This window comes from Aeromonas sp. MaB10011B, assembly GCF_017939325.1.
GTDB classification, from domain to species: Bacteria; Pseudomonadota; Gammaproteobacteria; order Enterobacterales; family Aeromonadaceae; genus Aeromonas; species Aeromonas caviae.
Window position 1 is genome coordinate 1 of record NZ_JAGKRK010000032.1, and the last position, 23,113, is coordinate 23,113.

A 23,113-nucleotide genomic window follows, 5' to 3' on the forward strand; every position below is an offset into this window, starting at 1 on the left:
AAAAATGATTTCGATGGGTCGTTAGCTCAGTCGGTAGAGCAGTTGACTTTTAATCAATTGGTCGCTGGTTCGAATCCAGCACGACCCACCATCATTTCAGTCATATCCCAGGTCGTTTAGCTCAGCTGGGAGAGCATCTCCCTTACAAGGAGGGGGTCACTGGTTCGAGCCCAGTAACGACCACCATATTGAAAAGCCCGCAGCGATGCGGGCTTTTTCGTTTCCGTCTCTCATCAGGTTCGCAGTCGATCCAGCTCGCTTGCCAGGGTGGTGGCCGCCTGTTCCAGTGCCTCGCTCAGGCGCTGGCTGGCATTGGCCTCTTGTCCCAGGGTGGTGGCGGCGTCGCCGATGCGCATCAGGTTCTGGTTGATGGTGTCGCTCACGGCACTCTGCTGCTCGGCGGCGGTCGCCACCTGGCTGATGTGATCATGGATCTGCTGGATCTGGGTGACCACTTGATTGAGTGCCTCGAAGGCCTGCTCCGTGCCTTCAACCGTGCTCACCGAGCGGGCGATCCCCGTGCTCATCAACTGCTGGCTGCTGGTGACCTCGGTTTGCAGGCTGCCGATGAGCTGCCCTATCTCGTCGGTGGATGAGCGGGTCTTGTTGGCCAGCGCCCTCACCTCGTCCGCCACGACGGCAAAACCCCTGCCCATGTCGCCGGCCCGCGCCGCCTCGATGGCTGCGTTGAGGGCCAGCAGGTTGGTCTGTTCGGCAATGGCCCGGATCACATCGAGAATATGGCTGATATTGGTGCTGCGCTGGGCGACCTGGGCGACCGCCTTGTCGGCCTGATGCATGTCCTCGACCAGGGTATGGATCTCGTTGCGGGCCCTGCTCAAGGTCTGCTGGGCCGTGCTGACATGGTGGGTCGCCGCTTCAGACTCCTGCGCCGCCTGTTCCGCATAGCCCGCCACACTGACTGCCGTGGTGCTCATCTCGTGCATGGCGCTGACCACGCTCTCCAGCTCCAGGCTCTGATCATCCAGGCTGCTGCGCATGGCATCGGCCGTCTGTTTCATGCCCCTGGCCTGCTGATGCACCTGTTGCCCTATCTGCTTGCTGCCCTGCACCATGGCCCTCAGCTTGCCGAGGAAGGCATTGAGATGCCTGCCCAGCTCGATGAGCTCCTGGTGGGTGTCGATACGCATCTGCTGGGTCAGGTCGCCTTCATTGCTGGCGAGGTGGGAGACGTGGCGGCTGATGAGGGAGAGGGGCGCCGTGATGGTCTGGATGAACCAGACAAGCAGGCCCAGGGCCACCAGGGTGATGACAACGATGGCAACCAGCTGCTGCTGCTGGGTAGCCTGCAACAGGCTGCCGAGCTGCTGGCTGATGGTGTTGGCCTGGCTGAGGGCGAGGGCCTTGGGCACCTTGATCATCAGCCACCACTGGTTGTCGGCGGCCTCGATCCGTATGGGCTGCTGCAGGATGAAATCGCTGTCGGTATCGGCGGGGTGTCCATTCGGGGTAACCAGTCCGGCCTCTGTCAGGGGGCGCCCCAATTTGTCCGAATGGCGGTTGCTGCCGACGATGAAGCCCGTCTTGCTGACCAGGGTGACCTCGGCCTGGTTGTCATAGAGGCTCTTGCCTAGGTGCTCGGCCAGTTGCTGGAAGATGGGCAGGTTCATGTCGACCCCGGTGATCCCGGCAAACTTGCCATCTTTGAGGACGGGCACCGTCAGGCTGGTCATCAGCATCTTCTGGCCAGTGCTTATCTCGTAGAGGTAGGGTTCCATCAGGCAGGGGCGACGAGTCTCGCGACCGCAGAGATACCACTCGCTGTTGCGAATGCCGAATTCATTGCGCGAGGTGTCGAACTTGGCGTCACTGGTGGCGGCATCTATGGTCTGCTGCGCGATGTTTCCGTTCTGTTCCCGGGTGAAGTAGACCTCGAGACTGCCCTTGCCGGCAACCGAATGGCTGGCGCCCGTCTGCCAGTCGGCGTCCTGTCCGTCGTAACCGTTGGGTTCGAACTGGGCGTAGATGGAACTGATCCCGTTTGCCTGGCGCAGGCGGCTGCCAAGCAGCAGCTCCACTTGTGGGCGACTCAGCCGCTGGTCCGGCTGGGCCATGCTTCCTTCAAGCTGCGCCGCCATGCCGAGCGGTATCTGATAGGCCTGCTGCAACTGGTCTTCGATCTGCACTGCATACCGCTCTGCCTGGAATTGCAGGGAACGGGAAACCTCCTGCTCCAGGGCGCCACGGGTCTGCGCCATGATGTCATCGCGCAGGCCGTTCAGCGAGGAGGACTGTATCCATGTCATGGCGACGCCACTGGCGAGAAAAAGTCCCAGCGTGAGCAACAACAACTTGGTCTTGAGCGAACGTTGTTTCATTCGACAACTCCTTTTGGCAAGAATGACAACGATATGGTCGGAGCGGATCCTGACAGTTGTACTGTACTGGATTTGTTGATGGGTTTGTGCACGGCTTCTGGTTATAATTTTGGCCTTCCCGAGCGTTGATGGAACAGTCGCAATGAGCAATGCACTGAGCAGTATTCCGCCGGTAGTCGAGATGGACTACCCCTTCCCGGCCAAACCACAGCCCCTGACTCCCGAGCAGAAGGCGACCCTGATCGCCGAGATCAAGGTGCTGCTCGAGGCGCGCCAGGCCGTGCTGGTTGCCCATTACTACACGGATCCCGAGATCCAGGCCCTGGCAGAAGCCACCGGTGGCTTCGTGGGTGACTCCCTGGAGATGGCCCGCTTCGGTCGCGACCATGCGGCCCAGACCCTGATCGTGGCTGGTGTGCGCTTCATGGGAGAGACCTCCAAGATTCTGAGCCCCCACAAGCGGGTGCTGATGCCGACGCTGGAGGCCGAGTGCTCTCTTGATCTGGGTTGTCCCATCGACCAGTTCTCCGCCTTCTGCGATGCCCACCCCGATCACATCGTGGTGGTCTATGCCAATACCTCGGCAGCGGTGAAAGCACGGGCCGACTGGGTGGTCACCTCCAGCATTGCGCTGGAGATCGTCGAACATCTGGACAGTCAGGGTCACAAGATCATCTGGGGCCCGGACCGCCACCTCGGCGCCTACATCGAGAAGAAGACGGGGGCCGAGATGCTGCGCTGGCAGGGGCACTGCATCGTGCACGACGAGTTCAAGGCCAAGGCGCTGCGCGAGCTCAAGGCCCAGAACCCGGATGCCGCCGTGCTGGTGCACCCGGAGTCTCCGGCCTCCGTCATCGAACTGGCGGATGCGGTGGGTTCTACCAGCCAGCTCATCAAGGCCGCCAAAGAGCTGCCCCAGCAGAAACTGATCGTGGCGACCGATCGCGGCATCTTCTACAAGATGCAGCAGGCATGCCCGGAGAAAGAGATGGTGGAGGCGCCCACCGGTGGTGATGGTGCCACCTGCCGCAGCTGCGCCCACTGCCCCTGGATGGCGATGAACGGCCTGGTGGCAATCAAGGAGGCCCTGACCGACGGCGCCGAGCGTCACGAGATCCATGTGGATGAGGCACTGCGTCTCAAAGCGCTTGTCCCGCTCGACCGCATGCTGGATTTCGCCGCCGAGCTCAAGCTCAAGACCCAGGGCAACGCCTGACTGACGCTGATGGCAAGATGCAAAGAGGGCTCCCGCGGGAGCCCTCTTTATTTATCCGTCATCTGTATCGTCAGATGATGACGGTGGAGAAGCTGTGCTCCTCGTCGGGCGGGACGGTGATCCCGTCCTCGGCGGTGATGGCCGCCTCGACACAGAGCATGGTGCGATAACCGTTGTCACTCATGTCGGCCATGGCGCTGGCCCCTTCCTGCCAGGGGGTCCAGACCACCACGCTGTCGTGGTTGCCGTTGACCACCCGGGTGGTGCGCTCACCATCCTGCACGCTGACCATGGCATCGGGCTGGCGGTAGATGCGATCCATGGCTGCGGTGACGGTCAGCGCTCCCTGTTGCAGTTCGTTTCGGCCGGTCAGCTTGTCCAGATAGGGTTCGCCGAGGCCGGTCACGGTCACCGCTTCCGGCGCACTGATCTGCAGGTAGGTGTGCAGGGCGGCATTGTAGGTGAGCGCTGACTTGCCGGTGTTGCGGGTGGTCAGCACCAGGGAAAGCTCCTTGCCGACCAGTACGTCCAGCTCCAGCTCGAAGGCATGGGGCCAGAGTGTCCTGCTGGCATCGTTGTCACGCAGGGAGAGGTGGACGAGTGTGCCATCCCCGTGATCGGAGACCCCATCCAGCGTCCACAGGCAGTTGCGTGCGAAGCCATGAGCCGGCTTGCCGCTGCCAACGCGAGCGGGGGAGGGGCCGAACCAGGGCCAGCAGAGGGGAATGCCGCCGCGAATGGGCTTGCTGCCATCCAGTATCGCCTTGTCGCTGAGCCAGAGAGAGGCCGGCTCACTATGGCGTTGGTAACGCAGCACATGGGCGCCAAACAGGCTTATCTCGGCCCTGGCGTGCTCATTGTCTATGGTCAGCAGGGGCAGGCCATCCTGGCTCAGGGTGCAGTGGGCAGTCAGCGTACGTGTCGGTGTCATAAAGGCTCCAGTGCTCGGGGACATTCAGAAAGGGTCCGTGATTCAGAATACAAAAAGGCGGCCATTGGCCGCCTTTTTTCAAGCTACGCGATTGCGCATCCCAAATTACTTGGAGATGTGAGCGATCAGGTCCAGAACCTTGCTGGAGTAGCCCATTTCGTTGTCGTACCAGGAGACGACTTTCACGAAGGTCTTGTTCAGCTGGATACCAGCCTTGGCATCGAACACGGAAGTCTGACGCTCACCCAAGAAGTCGGTGGAAACCACTTCGTCTTCGGTGTAGCCCAGCACGCCCTTCATGGCGCCTTCGGAGGCAGCCTTCATGGCCTGGCAGATTTCAGCGTAGGACGCTTCTTTCTTCAGGTTGACGGTCAGGTCAACAACGGACACGTCCGGAGTCGGCACGCGGAAGGCCATGCCGGTCAGCTTGCCGTTCAGTTCCGGGATGACCACGCCAACAGCCTTGGCAGCACCGGTAGAGGACGGGATGATGTTCTGAGCCGCACCGCGGCCACCGCGCCAGTCTTTGGCAGACGGACCATCAACGGTCTTCTGGGTAGCAGTGGTAGCGTGAACGGTGGTCATCAGGCCGGATTCGATACCGAAGGTATCGTTCAGAACCTTGGCGATGGGGGCCAGGCAGTTGGTGGTGCAGGAAGCGTTGGAAACGATGTCCTGGCCAGCGTAGGAATCCTGGTTGACGCCCATGACGAACATCGGGGTAGCGTCTTTGGACGGACCGGTCAGTACGACTTTCTTGGCACCGGCAGCGATGTGCTTTCGAGCGGTTTCGTCGGTCAGGAACAGACCGGTTGCTTCGGCAACAACGTCAACACCGATTTCGCCCCATTTCAGGTTGGCCGGGTCACGTTCAGCGGTAACACGTACGGTTTTGCCGTTGACGATCAGGTTGCCGTCTTTGACTTCAACAGTGCCCTTGAAGCGACCGTGAGTGGAGTCGTACTTCAGCATGTAAGCCATGTAGTCAACGTCGATCAGGTCGTTGATACCAACCACTTCGATGTCAGCACGCTCAGCGGCCAGACGGAAAACGAAACGACCGATACGGCCAAAACCGTTAATACCTACTTTGATAGTCATAATTGGTTACCTAACTGTTCAGTAGTCAAAGAAAATTCCGTTTGTAAATTTACTAGAACTCCCTCGCGAGTCAACCAACAATCTGCGCGAAATTGCGCTATATCATGAAAAACTGTGAAATTTATTTTCGGTTTATGTAACTGGCTACCAACTTTTGTTGAATGCATCATCAGCAAAGTCGGTGGCAGAGAACAACAATAGTGCCTGCCCGGTCACACATCCAGCCGGGGAGATATGTAAAAATGTGCGCGGTTTAGCATGGCCAAAGAGCCACTGTTCAAATACCAACCAAAAAATTAATCACAAAATAGCGTAGACAGAATCCACAGCGGGAATTCTCAAACTATGACCACCCTGATTGAACAGCTGGCTGCCGCCAAAGGCATTGCCAGTGAGTATGTTGATGCCTGGGGCCAGCCGGCCCTGGTATCCGAAGAGAGCAAGGCCGCCATGCTGGGCGCCATGGGTTACCGCGTCGACGACGAGGCCGCCCTGACCGAGCAGCTGGAGCAGGAGCATCGCCAGCACTGGCTGCGGCCACTGGATCCCGTGATGGTGGTCCGCAGCGGCGAGCCCATCAGCCTCGAAGTCCGTCTGCCCATCGAATTCGTCAACGACGCCCTCACCTGGCAGCTCCAGCAGGAGCAGGGTGCCGTGCTGTCCGGTCAATTCACTCCCATCGAGGGTGAGCTGGTCGGGGTGGCCGAGTTCGAGGAGATGGAGTGCCAGGCCTATCGCGTCACCCTGGATGTCCAGCCGGCGCTGGGTTATCACCAGCTCATCCTGCTCGAAGAGGGCAATGACGAGCCGCTGGCCACCATGCGTCTCATCGTCGCCCCCAAGTCCTGCTACAAGCAGGCGCCCATCGCCAATGGTCGCAAGGTGTGGGGCCCGAGCGTGCAGCTCTACTGCCTGCGCAGCCGCCACAACTGGGGCATCGGCGACTTCAGCGATCTCGGTCAGCTGGTGGAGAAAGCCGCCGCCTGGGGCGCCCACTTCGTCGGCCTCAACCCCATTCATGCTCTCTATCCGGCCAACCCGGAGAGCGCCAGCCCCTACAGCCCCTCTTCCCGTCGCTGGCTCAACGTCGCCTATATCGATGTGGAGGCGGTGCCCGAATTCCTGAGCAACGATCGCCTGAAGGCGGAGGTGGCGAGCCCGGCCTTCCAGCAGCACCTCACCTCCCTGCGGGTCAAGGACAACGTGGACTACACCGGCGTCATCCAGACCAAGATCGGCATGCTGCGCCAGGTGTTCGACCAGGCCAGCTTCAGCGCCGAGCGCCAGGCTGCGTTCGATGCCTTCGTGGCCGCCGGTGGCGACAGCCTGCAACAGCAGGCGGCGTTCGATGCCCTGCAGGCCCACTTCTATGCCAAGAGCGACAACGCCTGGGGCTGGCCGGTCTGGCCTGAGCAGTTCCGTGACTACCACAACCCGGCCGTTGCCGCCTGGATGGCCGAGCACAACCAGGACGTGGCCTTCTACCTCTACCTGCAGTTCCTGGCCGACGAGCAGCTGGCCCAGGCCGATGCCCGCGCCAAGGCCGCCGGCATGGTGATGGGGATCTACCGGGATCTGGCGGTGGGTGTCTCCGAAGGCTCCACCGAGATCTGGGCGAACCGGGATCTCTACTGCCCGAAAGCCTCGGTCGGTGCGCCGCCCGACATTCTCGGCCCCCTCGGCCAGAACTGGGGCCTGCCCCCCATGAACCCGAACCAGCTGTTCGAGGCGGCCTACCAGCCCATGGTGGATCTGTTCCGCGCCAACATGCGCTCCTGCGGTGCCCTGCGTATCGACCACGTGATGGCCTTGCTGCGCCTGTGGTGGGTGCCGCCCGGAGAGTCCGCCGCCAAGGGTGCCTACATCTATTACCCGGTCAACGACCTGCTGGGGATCCTGGCCCTCGAATCCCACCGCAACCAGTGCCTGCTGATCGGCGAGGATCTCGGCACAGTGCCGGAGGGGATCGACGTGACCCTGAAGGAGAACGGCGTCCACTCCTACAAGGTGTTCTTCTTCGAGCGCTCCAAGGACGATGGCGGCTTCATCTCCCCGGCCCACTACGCCGAGCAGGCGATGTCGGCCCTGACCACTCACGACATGCCGACCCTCAAGGGCTTCTGGCATTGCGACGATCTGGCGTTGGGACGCGAACTGGGCCTGTATCCGGATGAAGAGGTGCTCAAGACCCTGTATGCTGATCGCCACCAGGCCAAGCAGCGGATCCTTGACAGCCTGCATGCCCATGGGGTCATCTCTGGCAATATCAGCCACGACGTGAACTGGGTCGGCATGAACACCGAGCTCAACCACGGTCTGCAACTGCACATGTCCCGCGGCAGCTGTGCCCTGTTCAGCACCCAGCTGGAAGACTGGCTGGAGATGGACAAGCCGGTCAACGTGCCGGGCACCAGTTACGAATACCCCAACTGGCGTCGCAAGCTCTCCCGGGATCTGGAGGATATTTTCGCCGATGAGGCGCTCAAGAATCTGGCGGGCAAGATGAGCCGGGCCCGTGACGAGGCCAGCCGTTGAGCCTTAATCGCCAACATGTGACTCACTTTCATCCGCTTCGGCCCAGGCCGAAGCGGATGTTCAGCCATCAAAGGAAATGTCGATGCCCGTTGAACGTTTGGTTGCCGCCCGCTGTGCCGATCCCTTCTCCCATCTAGGCCTGCTGGCCAATCCGGATGGGCCAGGCCTGAAACTCACCGCCTGGTTGCCCGATGCGCTCGAGGTCCGGGTCAGAGACCTCAAGTCAGGCAAGATAGTTGCCACCCTGACTGCCGCTGACGAAGCGGGCCTCTTTGAAACTGTTTTCACCCGCCGCAAGAATCCCTTTCCCTACCAGCTCATCGCCAGCTACGCCGACGCCAGTGCCGACATCATAGACCCCTACCAGTTCCAGGCCGCCGCCTGGGAAGGGTTGGCGGAGCTGACCTGGCAACCGGAAAACCTCTACCACACCCTAGGTGCACAACTGCGCACAGTGGAGCACCTCGGCCAGCAGGTGGAGGGGGTGCGCTTCGCCGTCTATGCGCCGAGCGCCACCGCGGTGAGCCTCATAGGCGACTTCAACTTCTGGGATGGCCGTCGCCACCCCATGCAGCGCAGCCAGTGCGGTCACTGGGTGCTGTTCGTGCCGGGGCTCAAGGCCGGGGATCGCTACAAGTTCGAGCTCAAAGACCCCATGGGCAACCGGCTGCCCCACAAGAGCGACCCGGTGGGTTTCTACTGCGAGCAGTACCCCTCGTTCGCCTCCGTGGTCTATGACCACGATCAGTACCAGTGGCAGGATGCCGCCTGGCGCGAGAGCCAACGCAACGACAAGCTGGAGCAGCCGCTCTCCATCTACGAGCTGCACGTGGGCTCCTGGAAGCGCCACCCCAACGGCGACAGCCTGAACTGGCGCGAGCTGGCGGTGGAACTGGTGAACTACATCAAGGAGATGGAGTATACCCACATCGAGCTGCTGCCGGTCTCCGAGCACCCGTTCAGCGGCTCCTGGGGCTACCAGCCGGTGGGCATGTTCTCCCCCACCAGTCGCTACGGCAGCGCCGACGACTTCAAATACTTCGTGGACCAGTGCCACCAGGCCGGGATCGGCGTCATCCTCGACTGGGTGCCCGCCCACTTCCCGTCCGACGCCCACGGCCTGGCCCGCTTCGACGGCACCCCGCTCTACGAGTACGAGGATCCGCGCCGTGGCTGGCACCCGGACTGGAACTCCTACATTTATGACTTCGGTCGCGATACCGTGCGCCAGTTCCTGGTGGCGAGCGCTCTGTTCTGGCTCGACAAGTTCCACGTCGACGGCCTGCGGGTGGATGCGGTCGCCTCCATGCTCTATCTGGACTACTCCCGCAACGCCGGCGAGTGGGTGCCGAACGTCGATGGCGGCAACCACAACTACGAGGCAATCAGCCTCTTGAAGTGGACCAACGAGGAGGTGTACGGCAAGTACCCCCATGCCATGACCATCGCCGAGGAGTCCACCGCCTTCGCCGGGGTTTCCCGTCCCACCTTCCTCGGCGGCCTGGGTTTTGGCTTCAAGTGGAATATGGGCTGGATGCACGACACCCTCAGCTACATGCAGAAGGAGCCCATCCACCGCCGTTACCACCACAACGACATGACCTTCTCCATGGTGTACCACTATGACGAGAACTTCATCCTGTCCCTCTCCCACGACGAGGTGGTCCACGGCAAGCACTCCCTGCTCTACAAGATGCCCGGCGACGAGTGGCAGCAGGCCGCGAACCTGCGCGCCTACATGGGCTTCATGTATGCCCACCCCGGCAAGAAGCTGAACTTCATGGGTACCGAGATCGCCCAGAGCAATGAGTGGAACCACGACGCCCAGCTGCCCTGGCACCTGTTGCAGTATCCCAAGCACGGCGGCCAGCAGCGGCTGATCCGGGATCTCAACCACCTCTATCGTCACGAGGCTGCCTTGTATCAGGCCGATTATGAACAGGCCGGTTTCCGCTGGCTGGATCACAACGACGCCGACAACAGCATCTTCGCTTGGCTACGGGCGGACAAGCTGGGGGCGCATCCCCTGATGGTGGCCTGCAACTTCACCCCGGTGCCTCGGGTCGGCTATCGCCTCGGGGTGCCGGCGGCCGGCCACTATCGGGTGGTGCTCAACACCGACAGCGAGCATTACTGGGGCAGCAACTATGATGTGGGTCTGGTCTTCGTCGCCGAGCCGACGCCCTGGCAGGGCATGGCGCACAGCATAGTGCTGGATCTGCCGCCGCTCGCGACCTTGTTCATCAAACAGGAGTCTTGATGTTCGCAATGGAAAACGGGGTGGATCACCCGCTGGGCGCCCGGCTCGACGAGACGGGCTGCCACTTCTGCGTCTGGGCACCGCAATCGGACAAGGTGGAGCTCTGCCTGTTCGACGAAGAGGAGCAGGAGCAGGCCCGGCTGGCCCTGCCCGGCCGGCGAGGCCAGTACTGGTTCGGCCATGTGCGCGGCGTCAAGGCCGGTCAGCGCTACGGTTATCGGGTCCATGGCAGCCCCCAGGACGGCCTGTTGTTCGACCCGGACAAGCTGCTGATCGACCCCTATGCCAGGGCACTGAGCCGTCCTACCTACTGGGACGACGCCCTCTATCAGGGGGACAGCGCGGCCATGGTGGCCAAGTCCGTGGTGGTGGACGATGCCTTCGACTGGCAGGGGGTCGGCAAGCCCGGCATCCCGCCCGAGCGGGTCGTGCTCTACGAGACCCACGTCAAGGGCTTCACCCGCCAGCACCCCGGGATCCCCAAGGAGCTGCAGGGCACCTATCTGGGCATCAGCCACCCGCTGATGATCGAGCACCTGCAGTCGCTGGGGGTCACCTCGGTGCAGCTGATGCCGGTGGCGGCCTTCATGTCCGAGCCCAGGCTCGAGCAGCTCGGGCTCACCAATTACTGGGGCTACAACCCCATCGCCTTCTTCGCCCCCGAGCCGCGCTACGCGGCGAAGGAGGCGGTAACCGAGTTCAAGACCATGGTGCGGGAGCTGCACCGGGCCGGGATCGAGGTGATCCTGGACGTGGTCTACAACCACACCGCGGAATCCGGCTTCGACGGCCCCATGCTGTCGTTCAAGGGGTTCGACAACGCGGGCTACTACGCCTTCGAGTCGGGGGCCCACGGGCCGGACTACCACCGTCACGCCAACGTCACCGGCTGTGGCAACAGCGTCAATCTGGATCATCCCAACACCCTGCGGCTGGTGCTCGACGCCCTGCGCTACTGGGTCACCGAGATGCAGGTGGACGGTTTCCGCTTCGATCTGGCGGTGACTCTGGCGCGGGAGGCGGGGGAGTTCGATCCCATGAGCGCCTTCTTCAAGGCCATGATGGCGGATCCCGTGCTGGCGCGGGTCAGGCTCATCGCCGAGCCCTGGGACATCGGCCCCTTTGGCTATCGTCTCAGCCAGTTCCCGAGCCAGTGGCTGGAGATCAACGATCGCTATCGCGACACGGTGCGCGCCTTCTGGCGCGGCGACGCGGGCAAGATGGGGGACTTCGCCACCCGGCTGGTGGGCTCGCGGGATCTCTTCCCGAAGAACTGGCGCGCCCCCCACACCAGCGTCAACTACCTCTGCTATCACGACGGCTTCACCCTGGAGGATCTGGTCTCCTACAACCAGCGCCACAACCAGGCCAACGGCGAGGACAATAGAGACGGCCACGGTCACAACCTCTCCCATAACCACGGGGTGGAGGGGCCGACGCTCGACCCCAGGGTGAACAACCTGCGCCAGCAGCAGAAGCGCAACCTGATCGCCACCCTGCTGCTCTCCCAGGGGACGCCGCACTTCCTCGCCGGGGATGAGATGGGCCGCAGCCAGCTTGGCAACAACAACGCCTACTGCCAGGACAACCAGATCAGCTGGGTCAACTGGCAGTTGCGCCCGGAGGACGAGCGGCTGCTCGCCTTCACTCGCCAGATGATGGCGCTGCGGGCGGAATCCGGGGTCTTCTCCAACCTGCAGCTGAGCGACGACAGCTGGAATGGCAAGGCGACCAGCTGCCACCAGGTCAACTGGTACCACCCGGACGGCCACCAGCTCACCGATCAGGACTGGCATGCCCCCATGGGTCAGGCGTTCGCCATGGACATCGGCATGATCGGCTGCACCGGCGAGCGCTGGTTCGTGCTGTTCAACGCCAGCGATTACGACATCCAGTTCCGCCTGCCACCGCCGGGGGAGGGGATGGAGTGGATCCAGACCATAGACACCGCCACCAACGACGGCCTGCCCTTCCTGCCGGACGACATCAAGCGGCAGGTGGCGGTCGGGCGCGCCCACTCCCTCAAGCTGCTGGAGCGGGTCGCCCTGCCGGCGGTGGCCCTGGCCAGGGAGGGGGTAGTCGCCACGCAGGATGTTGCCGCCGTGTTGCCAACGGGATCACAGTTCCCGCTGGCAGGGTAGAGTGAAACGGCCTGACTCGGTATGCTGGTCACCGCTACACATGGCAAGGAGTCCATATGAATGGCAATAATCCTGGACGGTTGCGTAGCAATCCCGAGAACCGCGCAGTTTCATATCTGCCCGGTCAGCATGACGAGGAGTCAGTATGAGCGGTAACAATCCCGAGCAGTGGCGCAGCAAGTTGAGCGCCGAGCAGTTTCACGTCTGCTGGGAGAAGGGGACCGAGCGGCCCTACAGCGGTACCCTGCTGCACAACCGCAAGAGCGGCGACTACCTGTGCGTCTGCTGCAAGAGCGTGCTGTTCCACTCGGATGCCAAGTTTGACTCGGGCTGCGGCTGGCCCTCGTTCGATCGGGCCATCGAGGGGACTGTGACCTACACCGAGGACAACAGCCACGGCATGAAGCGGGTGGAGATCACCTGCCGTCAGTGTGGCTCTCACCTGGGTCACGTCTTCCCGGACGGGCCGACCGAGACCGGCCAGCGCTACTGCGTCAACAGCCTGAGCCTGGATTTCGAGCCCGACGCCTGATCCCCGACACGACCAGCGGCGCCTCCCTTCGGAGGCGCCGCTTTTTTATCTCCCCCTGTCAGGTGCCGGGCTATGCCAGCGGCAGGTAGATGTCGGTGACCAGCTCATGGGTGGGCACCTCGTGTACAAAGTTGTGGTAGTGGAAGAAGAGCGGAAAATCCCGCAGCTCTTCGCCGCTGGCGGGCAGCCAGTCGCGGTAGAGCGCCCGGGCACAGTCGGCCAGGAGGTCGTGGGAGCCGTGGTGGCGTACCACGGCGCAGCGCCCGGCCGGGATGAGGGCATTCTTCACGCCCCACTCATTGTCCTCGGCGACGGGGGCCTCGACGCTGCCACAGAGGGTAAAGCGAAACGCCGCACCCTCCGTCGTGGCGGGGTCGTCCGGCGCCAGGCCATAGGTCCGGCTGGTGGCGACCGGGGAGCCGCCCGTGGCCTTGCGCCACTGGATGAAGCGCGCCGCGGTGTCGTTGATGCGCTCGGGCAGGCCCTGATGGGTCAGGGCGGCGACGGCGGTCTGCGGGAACTGGATGATGTCGACTCGCATGGGGTCAATCCTCTTTGTGGGGGGCCGTGGCAGGCAGCGATGCCAGCTGGCCCAGTCCGGGTGCTGCCTGAACTGGCTGGGCGTCAGGCCGAACGTCTGCTTGAAGGCGCGACTGAAAGATTCGCCATGCTGGAAGCCGGCATCGAGGGCGATATCAGTCACCTTGTCCAGAGGAGCGAATGCCAACCGGTAAGAGGCTCGCTTCAGCCGCAGCAGCTGGATGTAACGCCCCAGCGGCACGCCGCAGTAAGCGGCAAATTGCCGATGAAAGTGAAAGGGCGAGAAGTGCGCCACGGCGCTGAGCTGCTCCAGCGACAGGTCGTCGTCGAGATGGCGCTCGATGTGCTCTGTCACCGTTTGAAAGCGTCGGCGGTAGGCCTCTGTCTGGTTGTGATCCATGGTCTCTCCTCTGTGCTGCCCACTATCGGCCAACGGGCCCGAGCTGTCCTGACGGATCTTGCTCTCTTTGCCTCCCCTCGGGGATAAGAGCCATGACCGCCAGCCCGGCGGGCGCTGCCTGACTTGTCGCGGGTTCGTCAGGCCAGCAGCAGGGCTGCCCCCGTCAGCAGGGCGGCGAGGGGCAGAACGGGGAGCCGTGGCACCCGCAGCAGGTAGAAGCCGACGGCGGCCAGCGCCAGATCGGTGGGGGAAAGCACGGCGCTCTGCCACACCGGCTGATAGAGGGCCGCCAGCAGCAGCCCCACCACGGCGGCGTTGATGCCGGCCACGGCCCCCGCCAGACGGGGGCGGGCCAGCCAGTGCTGCCAGCAGGGGCCCAGCGCCCAGAGCAGCAAGAAACCCGGCAGGAAGAGCGCCAGGGTCGCCAGCAGCGCTCCGATGAGGGGAGTGGCGGGCAGCAGCACGGCGCCCAGGTAGGTGGCCAGGGTGAACATGGGGCCGGGTACCAGCTGGGCCAGGCCGTAGCCGGTCAGGAACTGCTGCTCGCTCAGGTGGTGACCCAGGCTCTCCTGCAACAGGGGCAGCACCACGTGACCACCGCCAAACACCAGGCTGCCTGCCCGGTAAAAGTCGGCCAGCAACTGGCTGACGGGGCCGCTCGTCACCAGGGGCAGGCCGACGAACAGCAGGGCGAACAGCAGCAGGGTCGGCCAGTGAGGCTGGCGAGCCGGAGTGGACGCGAGGCCCTGACTCCCCGGGTGCGGCTCGCGCAAGGCACAGAGCAGGGCCGCGCCGAGCAGCGTGGCGACCTGGGTCAGAAGACCGGGGGCGCACCAGAGGGCGGCGGCGGTTGCCACCATGACGCCCTGTTGCAGCGCCGTCTTGCAGAACTGGCGGCTCATGGTGAGCACCGCATCCGCCACCACGACGAGCGCCAGCAGCTTGAGGCCGTGCAGGGCGGCGTCCAGCCAGAAGTTGCCCGCAAGCTGACCTAGACCGACGGCGGCCGCCAGCAACAGCAGGAAGGAGGGGAGGGTAAAGCCGACGAAGGCGGCCAGGGCGCCGCCGATGCCGGCACGGTGGCGGCCGATGGCAAAGCCGAGCTGGCTGGAGGCCGGACCCGGCAGCAGTTGGCACAGGGCCAGCAATTGGGCGAACTCCCCCTGGTTCAGCCAGCCCAGCCGCTGGACAAAGGTGCGCTGAAAATAGCCGATATGGGCGGCCGGCCCGCCGAAGCTGATGCACCCCAGCCACAAGAACTGCACGAATACCTGTCCCATCTTCCCCTCCTCGTCATCATCCTGGCCCGGATAATATGACAAAAAAGTGACGGTTTGGTGACGGTACGCCCTCCCGCGCTGCCTGCCATCAACAGGGGCTGGCGGGGTGGCGGGTCGCCTCCGCCAGCAGACGAGAGGTACCGGTATTACGTGCGGCAGCCTGCCGGTGAGGGTCAGGGGGCAGGTTGTGGCTGGGGCAGGTAGCATTGTCCCGCCAGCCAGCAGGCGATGGACTGGCGACTGGCATCGAAGTGAGGCTCGGGCAGAGTGTGCGGGTCGCACCAGATCCAGCCCTCGCATTTTTCCGGCTCCAGCAGTTGCGGCTCCCCGTCCACATCTGCCAGCAGGGTGACCGAGATGTAGTGCAGGCCGCTCTCGCGCCAGGTCTCCAGGTTGTTGGTGACGGCGATGACGCGAGGCTGGCGGATGACGAAGCCGGTCTCTTCCGCCACCTCCCGGATGGCTGCCGACTCGAAGGTTTCCCCCAATTCCAGATGACCACCTGCGATGGACCAATAGGGGGCATGGCTGCCCTTGCGCTTGCCAAGCAGTACCTGGCCCTGGCCATTGGTGAGAATGACGCCGACACCGACGCGGGGATAGGGGGTAGACATAGGGGAGGCTCCTTGCTGAGACGGCGGGGTGCGCCAGGGAAAACGGGCCCACCTTAGGGGGGATGGGCCCGTTGTGCAAGCCGCCTGTTCAAGGGGGATCGGATGCCGATTCTCCATCGCTTAAATGGATGGGTATGGCGAAATTCTATCTGTTAAACAGATGGAAAACGCCCCCGGATCAGGGCAGTCTGACCAGCATCTTGCCGGTATTGCGGCCCTGGAACAGTCCGATAAAGGCTTGCGGCATGCTGGCCAGCCCCTCGCTTACGGTCTCCTCGGCCTGGAGGGTGCCCGCCTCGAAGGCCGGCATGGCCTCGGCCAGGAATTCCCCGTAGTGCTGCCAGTGATCGGAGACCAGCAGCCCCTGCATCAGGATACGCTTGCGGATCACCTGGGAGAGGTTGCGCGGGCCGCTGGCCTGGCCGTTGCTGTTGTACTGCTCGATGAGGCCGCACAGCACGATGCGCCCGTGCACCACCAGGTGGTTGAGGGCGGCATCCAGCATGGCGCCCCCCACGTTCTCGAAGTAGACGTGGATGCCTTCGGGGGCGAGGCGGGCCAGCTCGGCGTCGAGATCCGGGGTCTCCCGGTAGTTGATCACCGCATCGGCTCCCAGAGTCTTGAGGTAGGCGACCTTGTCGGCCGAGCCGGTGGAGCCGATGACCCTGGCCCCCGCCTGCTTGGCGAGCTGGACCGCCATGGTGCCGACCGCCCCGGAGGCTGCCGAGACCAGCAGGGTTTCACCGGCCTTCAGGTGTGCCACCTTGTGCAGCCCCGCCCAGGCGGTCATGCCCGGCATGCCGAGGGCGCCGAGGAAGCGCTGGGGCGGCAGGGTGGTGTCGGGCAGGCGGGTGAGCTGGGCGGCGTTTGCCACGAAGGCATCCCGCCAGCCCAGCATGCTGCTCACCTTGTCCCCCACCTTGAAATCGGGATGGCGCGATGCCTGTACCGTGCCGATGGCGCCGCCGTCGAGGGGACCGTTGAGGGGGAAGGGAGGAACGTAGCTTTTGGCCTCGCTCATGCGGCCGCGCATGTAGGGGTCCACCGACAGCCACTGGTTGGCGACCTGCACCTCTCCCTCCTGCAGGGCGGGCAGGGGCACGTCCCGGAGGGCGAAGTCCTCCAGGGTGGGGAGACCGGTGGGGCGACGCAGCAGTTGGATTTGATGGCTGATGGCATTCATGGGCATTCTCCGGCAGTGGGGCCGCGCGTCGGGCAGCGGCCTGGTATTTTTGTTTGTGTGCAAACTAAAATCAGGGTAGTCCTGAACGCGGAGGCTGGCAACTGTTTTGTGTGCAAACTATTCAGCCCCGAAGTTGATGGGGTATACTGCCCCCCTTGTCGTCAGCGAGGTCCTCCATGAGCGAATTGAAAAAGCAGGTCTGTTTTGCCCTCTACAGCGCCTCCAATGCGGTGATGCGTGCCTATCGGCCGCTGCTGGACAAGCTGGATCTCACCTATACCCAGTACCTGGTGATGCTCTCGCTCTGGGCCCGGGACGAGGTCAGCCTCAAGGAGATAGGGCAGGAGACCGGACTGGATGCGGGCACCCTGACCCCCATCGTCAAGCGGCTGGAGAGCAAGGGGTGGCTGACCCGCACCGTCTCCCACGAAGATGAGCGGCAAAAGTGCATCAGCCTGACCGAGGCGGGACGCCAGTTGCAGCAGGAGGTCAGGGAGTGCTGTCTGGCGGACAGCTTGCGCAACCAGGTGGATCTGGCCGATGCTGAGTTGGCCCAGCTCAAGCAGCTTTGCGATCGCGTGGCGGCGCAGCTGGGGCGCTGATCCCTTTCCCCGTCAGGAGTGACCCGATGAAACCCATGCAATCCCTGCTCCCTCTGTTTGCCATCCTGCTGTGCGCCTGCGCCTATACCTCCTATCCCCGTTCCGAGTTGCAGATCGACGATGCCGATGCCTGGCAGGCCATCTGCAAGGACGGGGTCCGGGTGCGGGCGGTCACCGACGAGGGGATCTGTGCGGATCACCGCGGGGTGGCCATGTGGACAAATAAACCAAGGGCTGCACGGATGGCAGAAGAAGCGGCCAAGTAGTGTGACCTGTACGACATAAAATGACATGACCGGCCATGGAGCCGGTTTTTTTCGCGATCTTGCCAGCACTTTGGCACCTTGTTCATGGTGCACTCATTTTTCTCTTCCCATACTGGCCCTCAAGGTAGCAAACTAACAGGAGAGAGAGATGCAATCATCCATCGTCGGGCTCTCCATTCTGTGGGGGCTGGCCAGCTTTGGTGTTCAGGGGGATTTCATCGAGAGCCGTGATACCGCCTCCCCCTCCTGGCAGGCCGAGTCCAGAGTGGAGATGGAAGGGTACTTGATGGAGTCGTTGGGAGCCGATCTCTGGGTGTTCGACAACGGCAGCGAGAGCCTGGAAATCTCTCTGCCCAAAGGGCAGTGGGTGTCGACCGGTGAGCGGCTGCGGCTGCGCGGCGAACCCCTGCAGGAGCAGAGCGGCTGGTTGCTGCAGGTGCAGGACGTCAGCCAGGTCGAGGCATGACCAGGCGTCCACCACCTGGCGGCGCGATGGCGCCCGGGGGCTGTGTTGACCGCGAATGCCCTTGATAGCAGAGACAAGAAGAGGAGGCCCTGGCCTCCTCTTGCTTTTGGTGCTCCCCGGATGCGGGGTGGGTTGTCAGCCCAGGTGGTTGAGCGGCAGGGCGGTCTTGTGTTTGATGCGGCGCAGCACGAAGCTCGAACGCACCCCGGTCACGCCGGAGATGTGGGTCAGCTTGTCCAGCAGGAAGTGCTGGTAGTGCTCCATGTCCCGCACCACCACCTTGAGCTGGTAATCCGCATCGTTGCCGGTGATGAGGTCGCACTCCAGCACCTCGGGCAGATCCTTGACGGCGCGATCGAAGTTCTCGAACCGCTCCGGAGTGTGCCTGTCCATGGAGATGTGAATGTAGGCGGTGAGGGTCAGCCCCAGCTGGCGGGCATTGAGCAGGGTGACATGGGTATCGATGAGACCGGCATCCTCCAGCGCCTTGACCCGGCGCGAGCAGGGGGAGGGGGAGAGCCCGACCAGCTCGGCCAGCTCCAGGTTGCTGATGCGGCCATTTTCCTGCATCAGCTCCAGAATATGCCTGTCTATACGATCAAGTTTCAGCATTCTCCGTACCTCTTCGCAATTACTAATCCACTTTTCCTAGATTAAGGGTGAACTATTGCAAAAACAACTGAAAATACCTGCTACTTCACAACCACTCACCGCATCGCGGGGAGTACCATGGTTACATCTTCCGGTGGCAAGACAGGCGCCCGACCAGGCACCTGTGGTGAAGGACCTTACCGGGTCAAGAGCCCCATCAGCCGTTCGACCTTATCGGGAAACAACGGGCTGGAACGAGAGCACCCCCTCCCCGAAGGCAACAAAGCAGGCATCCCGGCGCCTGCTTTGTTGTTTTTGCGTTCCGCCCGCTCAGGGGCGGGGCGGCCGGATGCGATAGAGACAGCGGCTGTCCCCCTCCAGCAGATACTGCTCCCGCTCCACCTCGGCCGGCGCCAGCAACCGGCGAAACAGCGCCAGCTCGCTGCGGCAAAAGCCCCGACAGGCCCTGGCCGCACTGCAGATGGGGCAGTGACTCTCCCACCACAGCCAGCTGCCGTCCTCCTCCTGCGACATGTCCGCCATATACCCCTCCTGGGTGCGCAGCGCCTTGAGCGTCATCAGCCTGTCTGCCAGCGCCGGCTGGGTTAGCCTGGATTCATAGCGTGCCTGCATCTGCTGCTCCCGCCGCGTGATGAGCTGCTCCATGCCCGCGTCGCCAAACACCTGCCGGATGTCGTCGATCAGTTGCAGGGTCAGATCGCCATGGGTGTCGGGGAAGCGTTGCCAGGCCTGGTCGGTGAGGTGCCACAGGCGCACCGGGCGACCACGGCCGCGGGCCTCGTCACTAAACCCCACCCAGCCCTCGGACTCCAGGGCCATCAGGTGCTGGCGCGCCCCCATGGACGTCATCTGCAACTGGTCGCCGAGTTCGGCGGCGCTCTGGGGGCCGCGGGTTTTCAGCAGATAGAGGATCTTGTCGGTACTGGCGTTCATGGGGGCTCCGGTGGTGGGTATCGGTGCGGTGACTGCCTGGATGAGGTCATTATGGGTAGCAGGGCGATTTAAATCAACAATATGCTTTACTTAATGGACGACCCCTCACAATATAAATAAACCGATAACTTTATTTAATGAGGCGAAGATGGAAGGGATCAAGGGACAGGTGACCCTCTGGGTATTGGTGATGACGGTGACGCTGGCGGTGGCGGGATTCAGCCTGCCTTCCCCCGTCCTGGCGCCGCTGCTGCTGGATCCGGTCCAGGGCATGCTGACGCCACAGGCGTCGGACTGGAGCCGCAAGGTGTGGCTTGGCGTCATCATGGGGCTCTATCCGTTGTTTCAACTGCTGGGGGCCCCCTTGCTTGGCCGTCTCTCCGATCGCCATGGGCGCAAGCCGGTGCTGACCCTCTGTCTGGTGGGGGTGCTGGCGGGGTATGTGCTGATGGCCCTCGGCATCGCCTGGCGTTCCCTGCCGCTCTTGCTGCTGAGCCGGGTGGTGGAGGGCTTCTTCAACGGCGACATCGCCATCGTGCAGGCGATGGCGGCGGACATGAGCACGGCCAGGACCAAGGCACGCAACTTCGCCCGCATCAACATCGGCATGAACCTGGGCTGGGTGGTGGGCCCCATGATCGGAGGCTATGCGGCCGTGGTCTCGGGAGATTACAGTCTGGCGGCCTGGCTGGCGGTGGGGATGACGGTGATCAACCTGCTGCTGGTGCTCTGGCTGCTGCCCAATCGTCCCCCGGTGCCGGCGACCCGGGATGAGGTTCCTCTCTCGACCCGCCAATTGCTGTTGCAACCTCGTCTCCTGCCCTACTTTGCCCTGACCCTGGCAAGCTACGGGGCGGTACAGCTCTACTTCACCTACTTCAATGTCTGGCTGGTGGAGCGGCTGGCATGGGATCCGGTGCAACTGGCCCAGGCCGCCGTGCTGGTGAGCGTGCCCATGATGCTGGGCTCCTGGATCGGTGAGCAGCTGGCACGGCACTGGCGCGGCAGCTCCCTTGGCATCGTCGGCCACCTGGTGATGGCGGCGGGCATGCTGATGTTCATCCTGCCGACCCAGTGGTGGGGGCTCGCGCTCACCTTCATCCCGGCCGGCATCGGCATGAGTCTGGGGGAGCTGGCCACCTCGGTGGCGGTCTCCAACCGCAGCCATGCCAGCCAGCAGGGGCAGGCGATGGGGCTCTACCGCGGTCTGGCGGTGGGCAGCGAGATCCTGGCGGTGGTGCTGGGCAGCCTGGTGCTGCTGGCGGGGACCGAGTGGCCCTTCTACCTGGCCGGCCTCTGCGGCGTGATCTGTGCCCTCGGTTTCTACGGATTGCGCAGACGGGCGGACAGGCGAAACGCCGTGGCCGGGTGCGCCGAGGCGGGCTGACGAAGGGCGCGGGGATCACAGTTCGGCGACGGGATGGCGGGCCGGACTTGCATCGCGGCGCCGAGTCTGGGACGGTATGGCTCTTTGCTCCGCTGTTCCCGCCCCCCGGCGAGCGCGTCTCCCATCATGGGCCTTGTGATGCCCAGTCCGCATTCCCGGCGGTGAGATGTGTCGTCATGGCACTGGAAACGGGAGGGATGGCGCCGCACCCGTCTCGACATTCCTGGAGGTGATATGAGTCGTTATCAGGCCATTGCATTGGACATGGACGGCACCCTGCTGAACCGGGATCACAAGATCTCGTCCGCTACCCGGGCGGCCCTGGCCCAGGCCCGGGCCCACGACATCAAGGTGCTGCTGGTGACGGGTCGCCACTTCATGACGGCCCGTCCCTTCCACCACGAGCTGGCCCTCGACACCCCCATCATCTGCAGCAACGGCGCCTACCTCTATGATCCGGTGCAGGAGAGGATCCTCGCCGGGGATCCCCTGGCCGTGGCGCCTCTCACCACCCTGCTGGAGGAGGTGCAGGCCCAGCAGATGGGGGCGCTGTTCCACCTGGGGGACGGCATCGGCTACCTGGGCTGCGAGGAGCACGTGGGCCGGATGCGGCGCTGGTCGGCAACCCAGCCGGATCACCTCAAGGTCTCCCTGCTGCCCGCCGAGGATATCGAGTCCTGGTTGCAGTCCCCCATCTGGAAGCTGGAGTTGTTCAACCAGGATCCCGGCCGGTTGCACCGTTTCGTCGGGGAGGTGGTGGAGAGACTGCCCTTCACCCGTGACTGGGCGGCCCCCTATGCGGTGGAGCTGGTGCAGCCAGGTTGCAGCAAGGGCAACCGGCTGGCCCAGTGGGCGGCGAGGGAGGGGATCGCTATGGAGAACCTGGTGGCCTTTGGCGACAACAACAACGACATCAGCATGTTCGAGCAGGTGGGGCTGGCGGTGGCCATGGGCAATGCGGCGCCCCAGATCCAGGCCCATGCAGACCGGGTCACCGCGGATCACAACGAGGATGGCATCGCCCTGGCGTTGCAGCGCTGGGTCCTGCCCGCCTGAGGGGAAAAACAGTCTGCGGCATAAACAGAAAGGGGCCATGTCGGCCCCTTTTTGTCAGCTCCCGAAGGAGAACTGGATCACCCGATCCGGGAAGCGCAGCCGGTTATAGTCCCGGTACACCCCTTCGTAGTGACGGATGGCGCGCTCGCGCTGGGCACGGTAGTAGTCGCGCTGGCGGCTGTCGCTCTCGCCCCGGATCTGCTGATCCAGCTGGTGGATGCTCCGCTCGGTGCGTTCCAGCTCCTGCTGCAATTCGCCGAGGCGCTGCTCCAGCAGGTACTCCTTGCGGCCGCGCTCGAACTGGGTGAGGAAGCTGGTGTCGTTGGGGCAGACCCCCAGGTATTCGCTCCCTTCCCGTCCCTTGCTGTAGGCAAGCTCGGGGATGCAATAGAGCTCCAGCCCCTTGGCGTAGCCGCGCTGCCACTCCGCCTCATCCACCTTGAGGCCGTACTCCCCGCAGGTCTTCTGATAGTCGCGGGTGGCGCTCCGGGTCTTGCCCTGCTCCCCGTCCTGATAGCCCTGGTTGTACCAGCTCATGGCACGGCACTCCTCCTCCGAGAGGGAACTGCACCCGGCGAGCAGGAAGGGAAGGGTCAACAACAGGATCTTGGGGGACATGAGGGGGCTCCGACAGCAAAGGGGGTGGGGCATTCTAGAAGAGGAGGCCCGTCCGGGACAAGCACCGGGCGAGGGGGCCGTATCATGATGTTTTTATCAGT

Annotated in this window: 20 protein-coding genes and 2 tRNA genes; 12 read left to right on the forward strand and 10 right to left on the reverse strand. The window is 63.4% G+C overall.

The annotated features are described in order from the left end of the window. Positions 1–15 precede the first annotated feature (15 nt). Positions 16–91 (forward strand) — tRNA-Lys (locus J9893_RS10250). A gap of 19 nt (positions 92–110) precedes the next feature. Beyond that, positions 111–186: transfer RNA gene (locus J9893_RS10255), tRNA-Val, on the forward strand. Positions 187–233: 47 nt separating this feature from the next. On the opposite strand, the gene J9893_RS10260 is transcribed toward J9893_RS10255, so the two are convergent. After that, positions 234–2,339, reverse strand: coding sequence for a methyl-accepting chemotaxis protein (locus tag J9893_RS10260; protein ID WP_210600655.1), 2,106 nt, complete (start codon positions 2,337–2,339; stop codon positions 234–236). 142 nt (positions 2,340–2,481) lie between these two features. Between J9893_RS10260 and nadA the strand changes: the two genes are divergently transcribed. Beyond that, the gene (gene nadA, locus J9893_RS10265) at positions 2,482–3,555 is read left to right on the forward strand and encodes a quinolinate synthase NadA (protein ID WP_052816503.1); all 1,074 of its coding nucleotides are present in this window, start codon (positions 2,482–2,484) and stop codon (positions 3,553–3,555) included. 70 nt (positions 3,556–3,625) lie between these two features. Here nadA and J9893_RS10270 read toward each other — a convergent pair whose 3' ends face one another. Both J9893_RS10270 and gap read right to left on the reverse strand, forming a co-directional pair. Further along, the gene (locus J9893_RS10270; RefSeq protein ID WP_210600653.1) at positions 3,626–4,486 is read right to left on the reverse strand and encodes a D-hexose-6-phosphate mutarotase; all 861 of its coding nucleotides are present in this window, start codon (positions 4,484–4,486) and stop codon (positions 3,626–3,628) included. Positions 4,487–4,591: 105 nt separating this feature from the next. Beyond that, positions 4,592–5,587, reverse strand: a complete 996-nt coding sequence (gene gap / locus J9893_RS10275) for a type I glyceraldehyde-3-phosphate dehydrogenase (protein ID WP_010672882.1) — start codon at positions 5,585–5,587, stop codon at positions 4,592–4,594. A 345-nt stretch (positions 5,588–5,932) separates the two neighbouring features. Here gap and malQ point away from each other — a divergent pair, with 345 nt between their 5' ends. The 4 genes from malQ (at position 5,933) to msrB (ending at position 13,055) form a co-directional block, all read left to right on the forward strand. Then, positions 5,933–8,122, forward strand: coding sequence for a 4-alpha-glucanotransferase (gene malQ, locus J9893_RS10280; protein ID WP_210600651.1), 2,190 nt, complete (start codon positions 5,933–5,935; stop codon positions 8,120–8,122). Between the two features lie 82 nt (positions 8,123–8,204). After that, positions 8,205–10,382 (forward strand): 1,4-alpha-glucan branching protein GlgB, encoded by a 2,178-nt coding sequence (gene glgB, locus J9893_RS10285; protein ID WP_210600649.1) that lies wholly within the window; start codon positions 8,205–8,207, stop codon positions 10,380–10,382. Next, the gene (glgX, locus tag J9893_RS10290) at positions 10,382–12,523 is read left to right on the forward strand and encodes a glycogen debranching protein GlgX (RefSeq protein ID WP_210600645.1); all 2,142 of its coding nucleotides are present in this window, start codon (positions 10,382–10,384) and stop codon (positions 12,521–12,523) included. Before glgB ends, glgX begins: the two co-directional genes overlap by 1 nt. A gap of 145 nt (positions 12,524–12,668) precedes the next feature. Then, positions 12,669–13,055 carry a peptide-methionine (R)-S-oxide reductase MsrB gene (gene msrB, locus J9893_RS10295; protein ID WP_210600644.1) on the forward strand — a complete coding sequence of 129 codons (387 nt, stop codon included), beginning with the start codon at positions 12,669–12,671 and terminating at the stop codon, positions 13,053–13,055. A gap of 70 nt (positions 13,056–13,125) precedes the next feature. On the opposite strand, the gene J9893_RS10300 is transcribed toward msrB, so the two are convergent. The 4 genes from J9893_RS10300 to J9893_RS10315 all read right to left on the reverse strand — a co-directional run bounded on the left by J9893_RS10300 (position 13,126) and on the right by J9893_RS10315 (position 17,072). Then, complete coding sequence (locus tag J9893_RS10300) at positions 13,126–13,995, reverse strand: AraC family transcriptional regulator (protein WP_210600643.1); 870 nt, start codon at positions 13,993–13,995, stop codon at positions 13,126–13,128. 137 nt (positions 13,996–14,132) lie between these two features. After that, the gene (gene chrA / locus J9893_RS10305) at positions 14,133–15,275 is read right to left on the reverse strand and encodes a chromate efflux transporter (protein ID WP_210600642.1); all 1,143 of its coding nucleotides are present in this window, start codon (positions 15,273–15,275) and stop codon (positions 14,133–14,135) included. Between the two features lie 173 nt (positions 15,276–15,448). After that, positions 15,449–15,889 carry an NUDIX hydrolase gene (locus J9893_RS10310; RefSeq protein ID WP_139736425.1) on the reverse strand — a complete coding sequence of 147 codons (441 nt, stop codon included), beginning with the start codon at positions 15,887–15,889 and terminating at the stop codon, positions 15,449–15,451. A 178-nt stretch (positions 15,890–16,067) separates the two neighbouring features. Next, positions 16,068–17,072 (reverse strand): NADP-dependent oxidoreductase, encoded by a 1,005-nt coding sequence (locus J9893_RS10315; protein ID WP_042864401.1) that lies wholly within the window; start codon positions 17,070–17,072, stop codon positions 16,068–16,070. Positions 17,073–17,248: 176 nt separating this feature from the next. Between J9893_RS10315 and J9893_RS10320 the strand changes: the two genes are divergently transcribed. The 3 genes from J9893_RS10320 to J9893_RS10330 all read left to right on the forward strand — a co-directional run bounded on the left by J9893_RS10320 (position 17,249) and on the right by J9893_RS10330 (position 18,406). Continuing rightward, entirely contained in the window at positions 17,249–17,674 is a 426-nt protein-coding gene (locus J9893_RS10320) for a MarR family transcriptional regulator (RefSeq protein WP_029313694.1), read from the forward strand. 35 nt (positions 17,675–17,709) lie between these two features. Further along, the gene (locus J9893_RS10325) at positions 17,710–17,940 is read left to right on the forward strand and encodes a hypothetical protein (RefSeq protein WP_210600657.1); all 231 of its coding nucleotides are present in this window, start codon (positions 17,710–17,712) and stop codon (positions 17,938–17,940) included. Positions 17,941–18,088: 148 nt separating this feature from the next. Beyond that, on the forward strand, positions 18,089–18,406 hold the full coding sequence (locus J9893_RS10330) for a hypothetical protein (RefSeq protein ID WP_210600640.1): 318 nt from the start codon (positions 18,089–18,091) through the stop codon (positions 18,404–18,406). 135 nt (positions 18,407–18,541) lie between these two features. Here J9893_RS10330 and J9893_RS10335 read toward each other — a convergent pair whose 3' ends face one another. Both J9893_RS10335 and J9893_RS10340 read right to left on the reverse strand, forming a co-directional pair. Continuing rightward, the gene (locus J9893_RS10335; RefSeq protein WP_010672894.1) at positions 18,542–19,018 is read right to left on the reverse strand and encodes an Lrp/AsnC family transcriptional regulator; all 477 of its coding nucleotides are present in this window, start codon (positions 19,016–19,018) and stop codon (positions 18,542–18,544) included. 309 nt (positions 19,019–19,327) lie between these two features. Further along, the gene (locus tag J9893_RS10340) at positions 19,328–19,951 is read right to left on the reverse strand and encodes a metalloregulator ArsR/SmtB family transcription factor (RefSeq protein WP_041214535.1); all 624 of its coding nucleotides are present in this window, start codon (positions 19,949–19,951) and stop codon (positions 19,328–19,330) included. Between the two features lie 148 nt (positions 19,952–20,099). On the opposite strand from J9893_RS10340, the gene J9893_RS10345 reads away from it, so the two are divergent. Next, positions 20,100–21,338 carry an MFS transporter gene (locus tag J9893_RS10345; RefSeq protein WP_210600638.1) on the forward strand — a complete coding sequence of 413 codons (1,239 nt, stop codon included), beginning with the start codon at positions 20,100–20,102 and terminating at the stop codon, positions 21,336–21,338. A 234-nt stretch (positions 21,339–21,572) separates the two neighbouring features. Continuing rightward, on the forward strand, positions 21,573–22,394 hold the full coding sequence (locus J9893_RS10350; protein ID WP_049635931.1) for a Cof-type HAD-IIB family hydrolase: 822 nt from the start codon (positions 21,573–21,575) through the stop codon (positions 22,392–22,394). Between the two features lie 54 nt (positions 22,395–22,448). Here the strand turns inward: J9893_RS10350 and J9893_RS10355 are convergent, their stop codons facing one another. Beyond that, positions 22,449–23,012, reverse strand: coding sequence for a DUF2799 domain-containing protein (locus tag J9893_RS10355; RefSeq protein WP_010672898.1), 564 nt, complete (start codon positions 23,010–23,012; stop codon positions 22,449–22,451). Positions 23,013–23,113: the final 101 nt, after the last annotated feature.

What these genes read in the sequence shown, in the direction of transcription:
- J9893_RS10270 (WP_210600653.1), bottom strand. Translation starts at nt 4,486, where the DNA reads ATGACACCGACACGTACGCTGACTGCCCACTGCACCCTGAGCCAGGAT.
- J9893_RS10310 (WP_139736425.1), bottom strand. Translation starts at nt 15,889, where the DNA reads ATGTCTACCCCCTATCCCCGCGTCGGTGTCGGCGTCATTCTCACCAAT.
- J9893_RS10350 (WP_049635931.1), top strand. Translation starts at nt 21,573, where the DNA reads ATGAGTCGTTATCAGGCCATTGCATTGGACATGGACGGCACCCTGCTG.
- J9893_RS10325 (WP_210600657.1), top strand. Translation starts at nt 17,710, where the DNA reads ATGCAATCCCTGCTCCCTCTGTTTGCCATCCTGCTGTGCGCCTGCGCC.
- glgX (WP_210600645.1), top strand. Translation starts at nt 10,382, where the DNA reads ATGTTCGCAATGGAAAACGGGGTGGATCACCCGCTGGGCGCCCGGCTC.
- J9893_RS10355 (WP_010672898.1), bottom strand. Translation starts at nt 23,012, where the DNA reads ATGTCCCCCAAGATCCTGTTGTTGACCCTTCCCTTCCTGCTCGCCGGG.
- J9893_RS10330 (WP_210600640.1), top strand. Translation starts at nt 18,089, where the DNA reads ATGCAATCATCCATCGTCGGGCTCTCCATTCTGTGGGGGCTGGCCAGC.
- J9893_RS10340 (WP_041214535.1), bottom strand. Translation starts at nt 19,951, where the DNA reads ATGAACGCCAGTACCGACAAGATCCTCTATCTGCTGAAAACCCGCGGC.
- J9893_RS10260 (WP_210600655.1), bottom strand. Translation starts at nt 2,339, where the DNA reads ATGAAACAACGTTCGCTCAAGACCAAGTTGTTGTTGCTCACGCTGGGA.
- J9893_RS10335 (WP_010672894.1), bottom strand. Translation starts at nt 19,018, where the DNA reads ATGCTGAAACTTGATCGTATAGACAGGCATATTCTGGAGCTGATGCAG.
- J9893_RS10345 (WP_210600638.1), top strand. Translation starts at nt 20,100, where the DNA reads ATGGAAGGGATCAAGGGACAGGTGACCCTCTGGGTATTGGTGATGACG.
- chrA (WP_210600642.1), bottom strand. Translation starts at nt 15,275, where the DNA reads ATGGGACAGGTATTCGTGCAGTTCTTGTGGCTGGGGTGCATCAGCTTC.
- nadA (WP_052816503.1), top strand. Translation starts at nt 2,482, where the DNA reads ATGAGCAATGCACTGAGCAGTATTCCGCCGGTAGTCGAGATGGACTAC.
- J9893_RS10320 (WP_029313694.1), top strand. Translation starts at nt 17,249, where the DNA reads ATGAGCGAATTGAAAAAGCAGGTCTGTTTTGCCCTCTACAGCGCCTCC.
- J9893_RS10300 (WP_210600643.1), bottom strand. Translation starts at nt 13,995, where the DNA reads ATGGATCACAACCAGACAGAGGCCTACCGCCGACGCTTTCAAACGGTG.
- malQ (WP_210600651.1), top strand. Translation starts at nt 5,933, where the DNA reads ATGACCACCCTGATTGAACAGCTGGCTGCCGCCAAAGGCATTGCCAGT.
- msrB (WP_210600644.1), top strand. Translation starts at nt 12,669, where the DNA reads ATGAGCGGTAACAATCCCGAGCAGTGGCGCAGCAAGTTGAGCGCCGAG.
- glgB (WP_210600649.1), top strand. Translation starts at nt 8,205, where the DNA reads ATGCCCGTTGAACGTTTGGTTGCCGCCCGCTGTGCCGATCCCTTCTCC.
- J9893_RS10315 (WP_042864401.1), bottom strand. Translation starts at nt 17,072, where the DNA reads ATGAATGCCATCAGCCATCAAATCCAACTGCTGCGTCGCCCCACCGGT.
- gap (WP_010672882.1), bottom strand. Translation starts at nt 5,587, where the DNA reads ATGACTATCAAAGTAGGTATTAACGGTTTTGGCCGTATCGGTCGTTTC.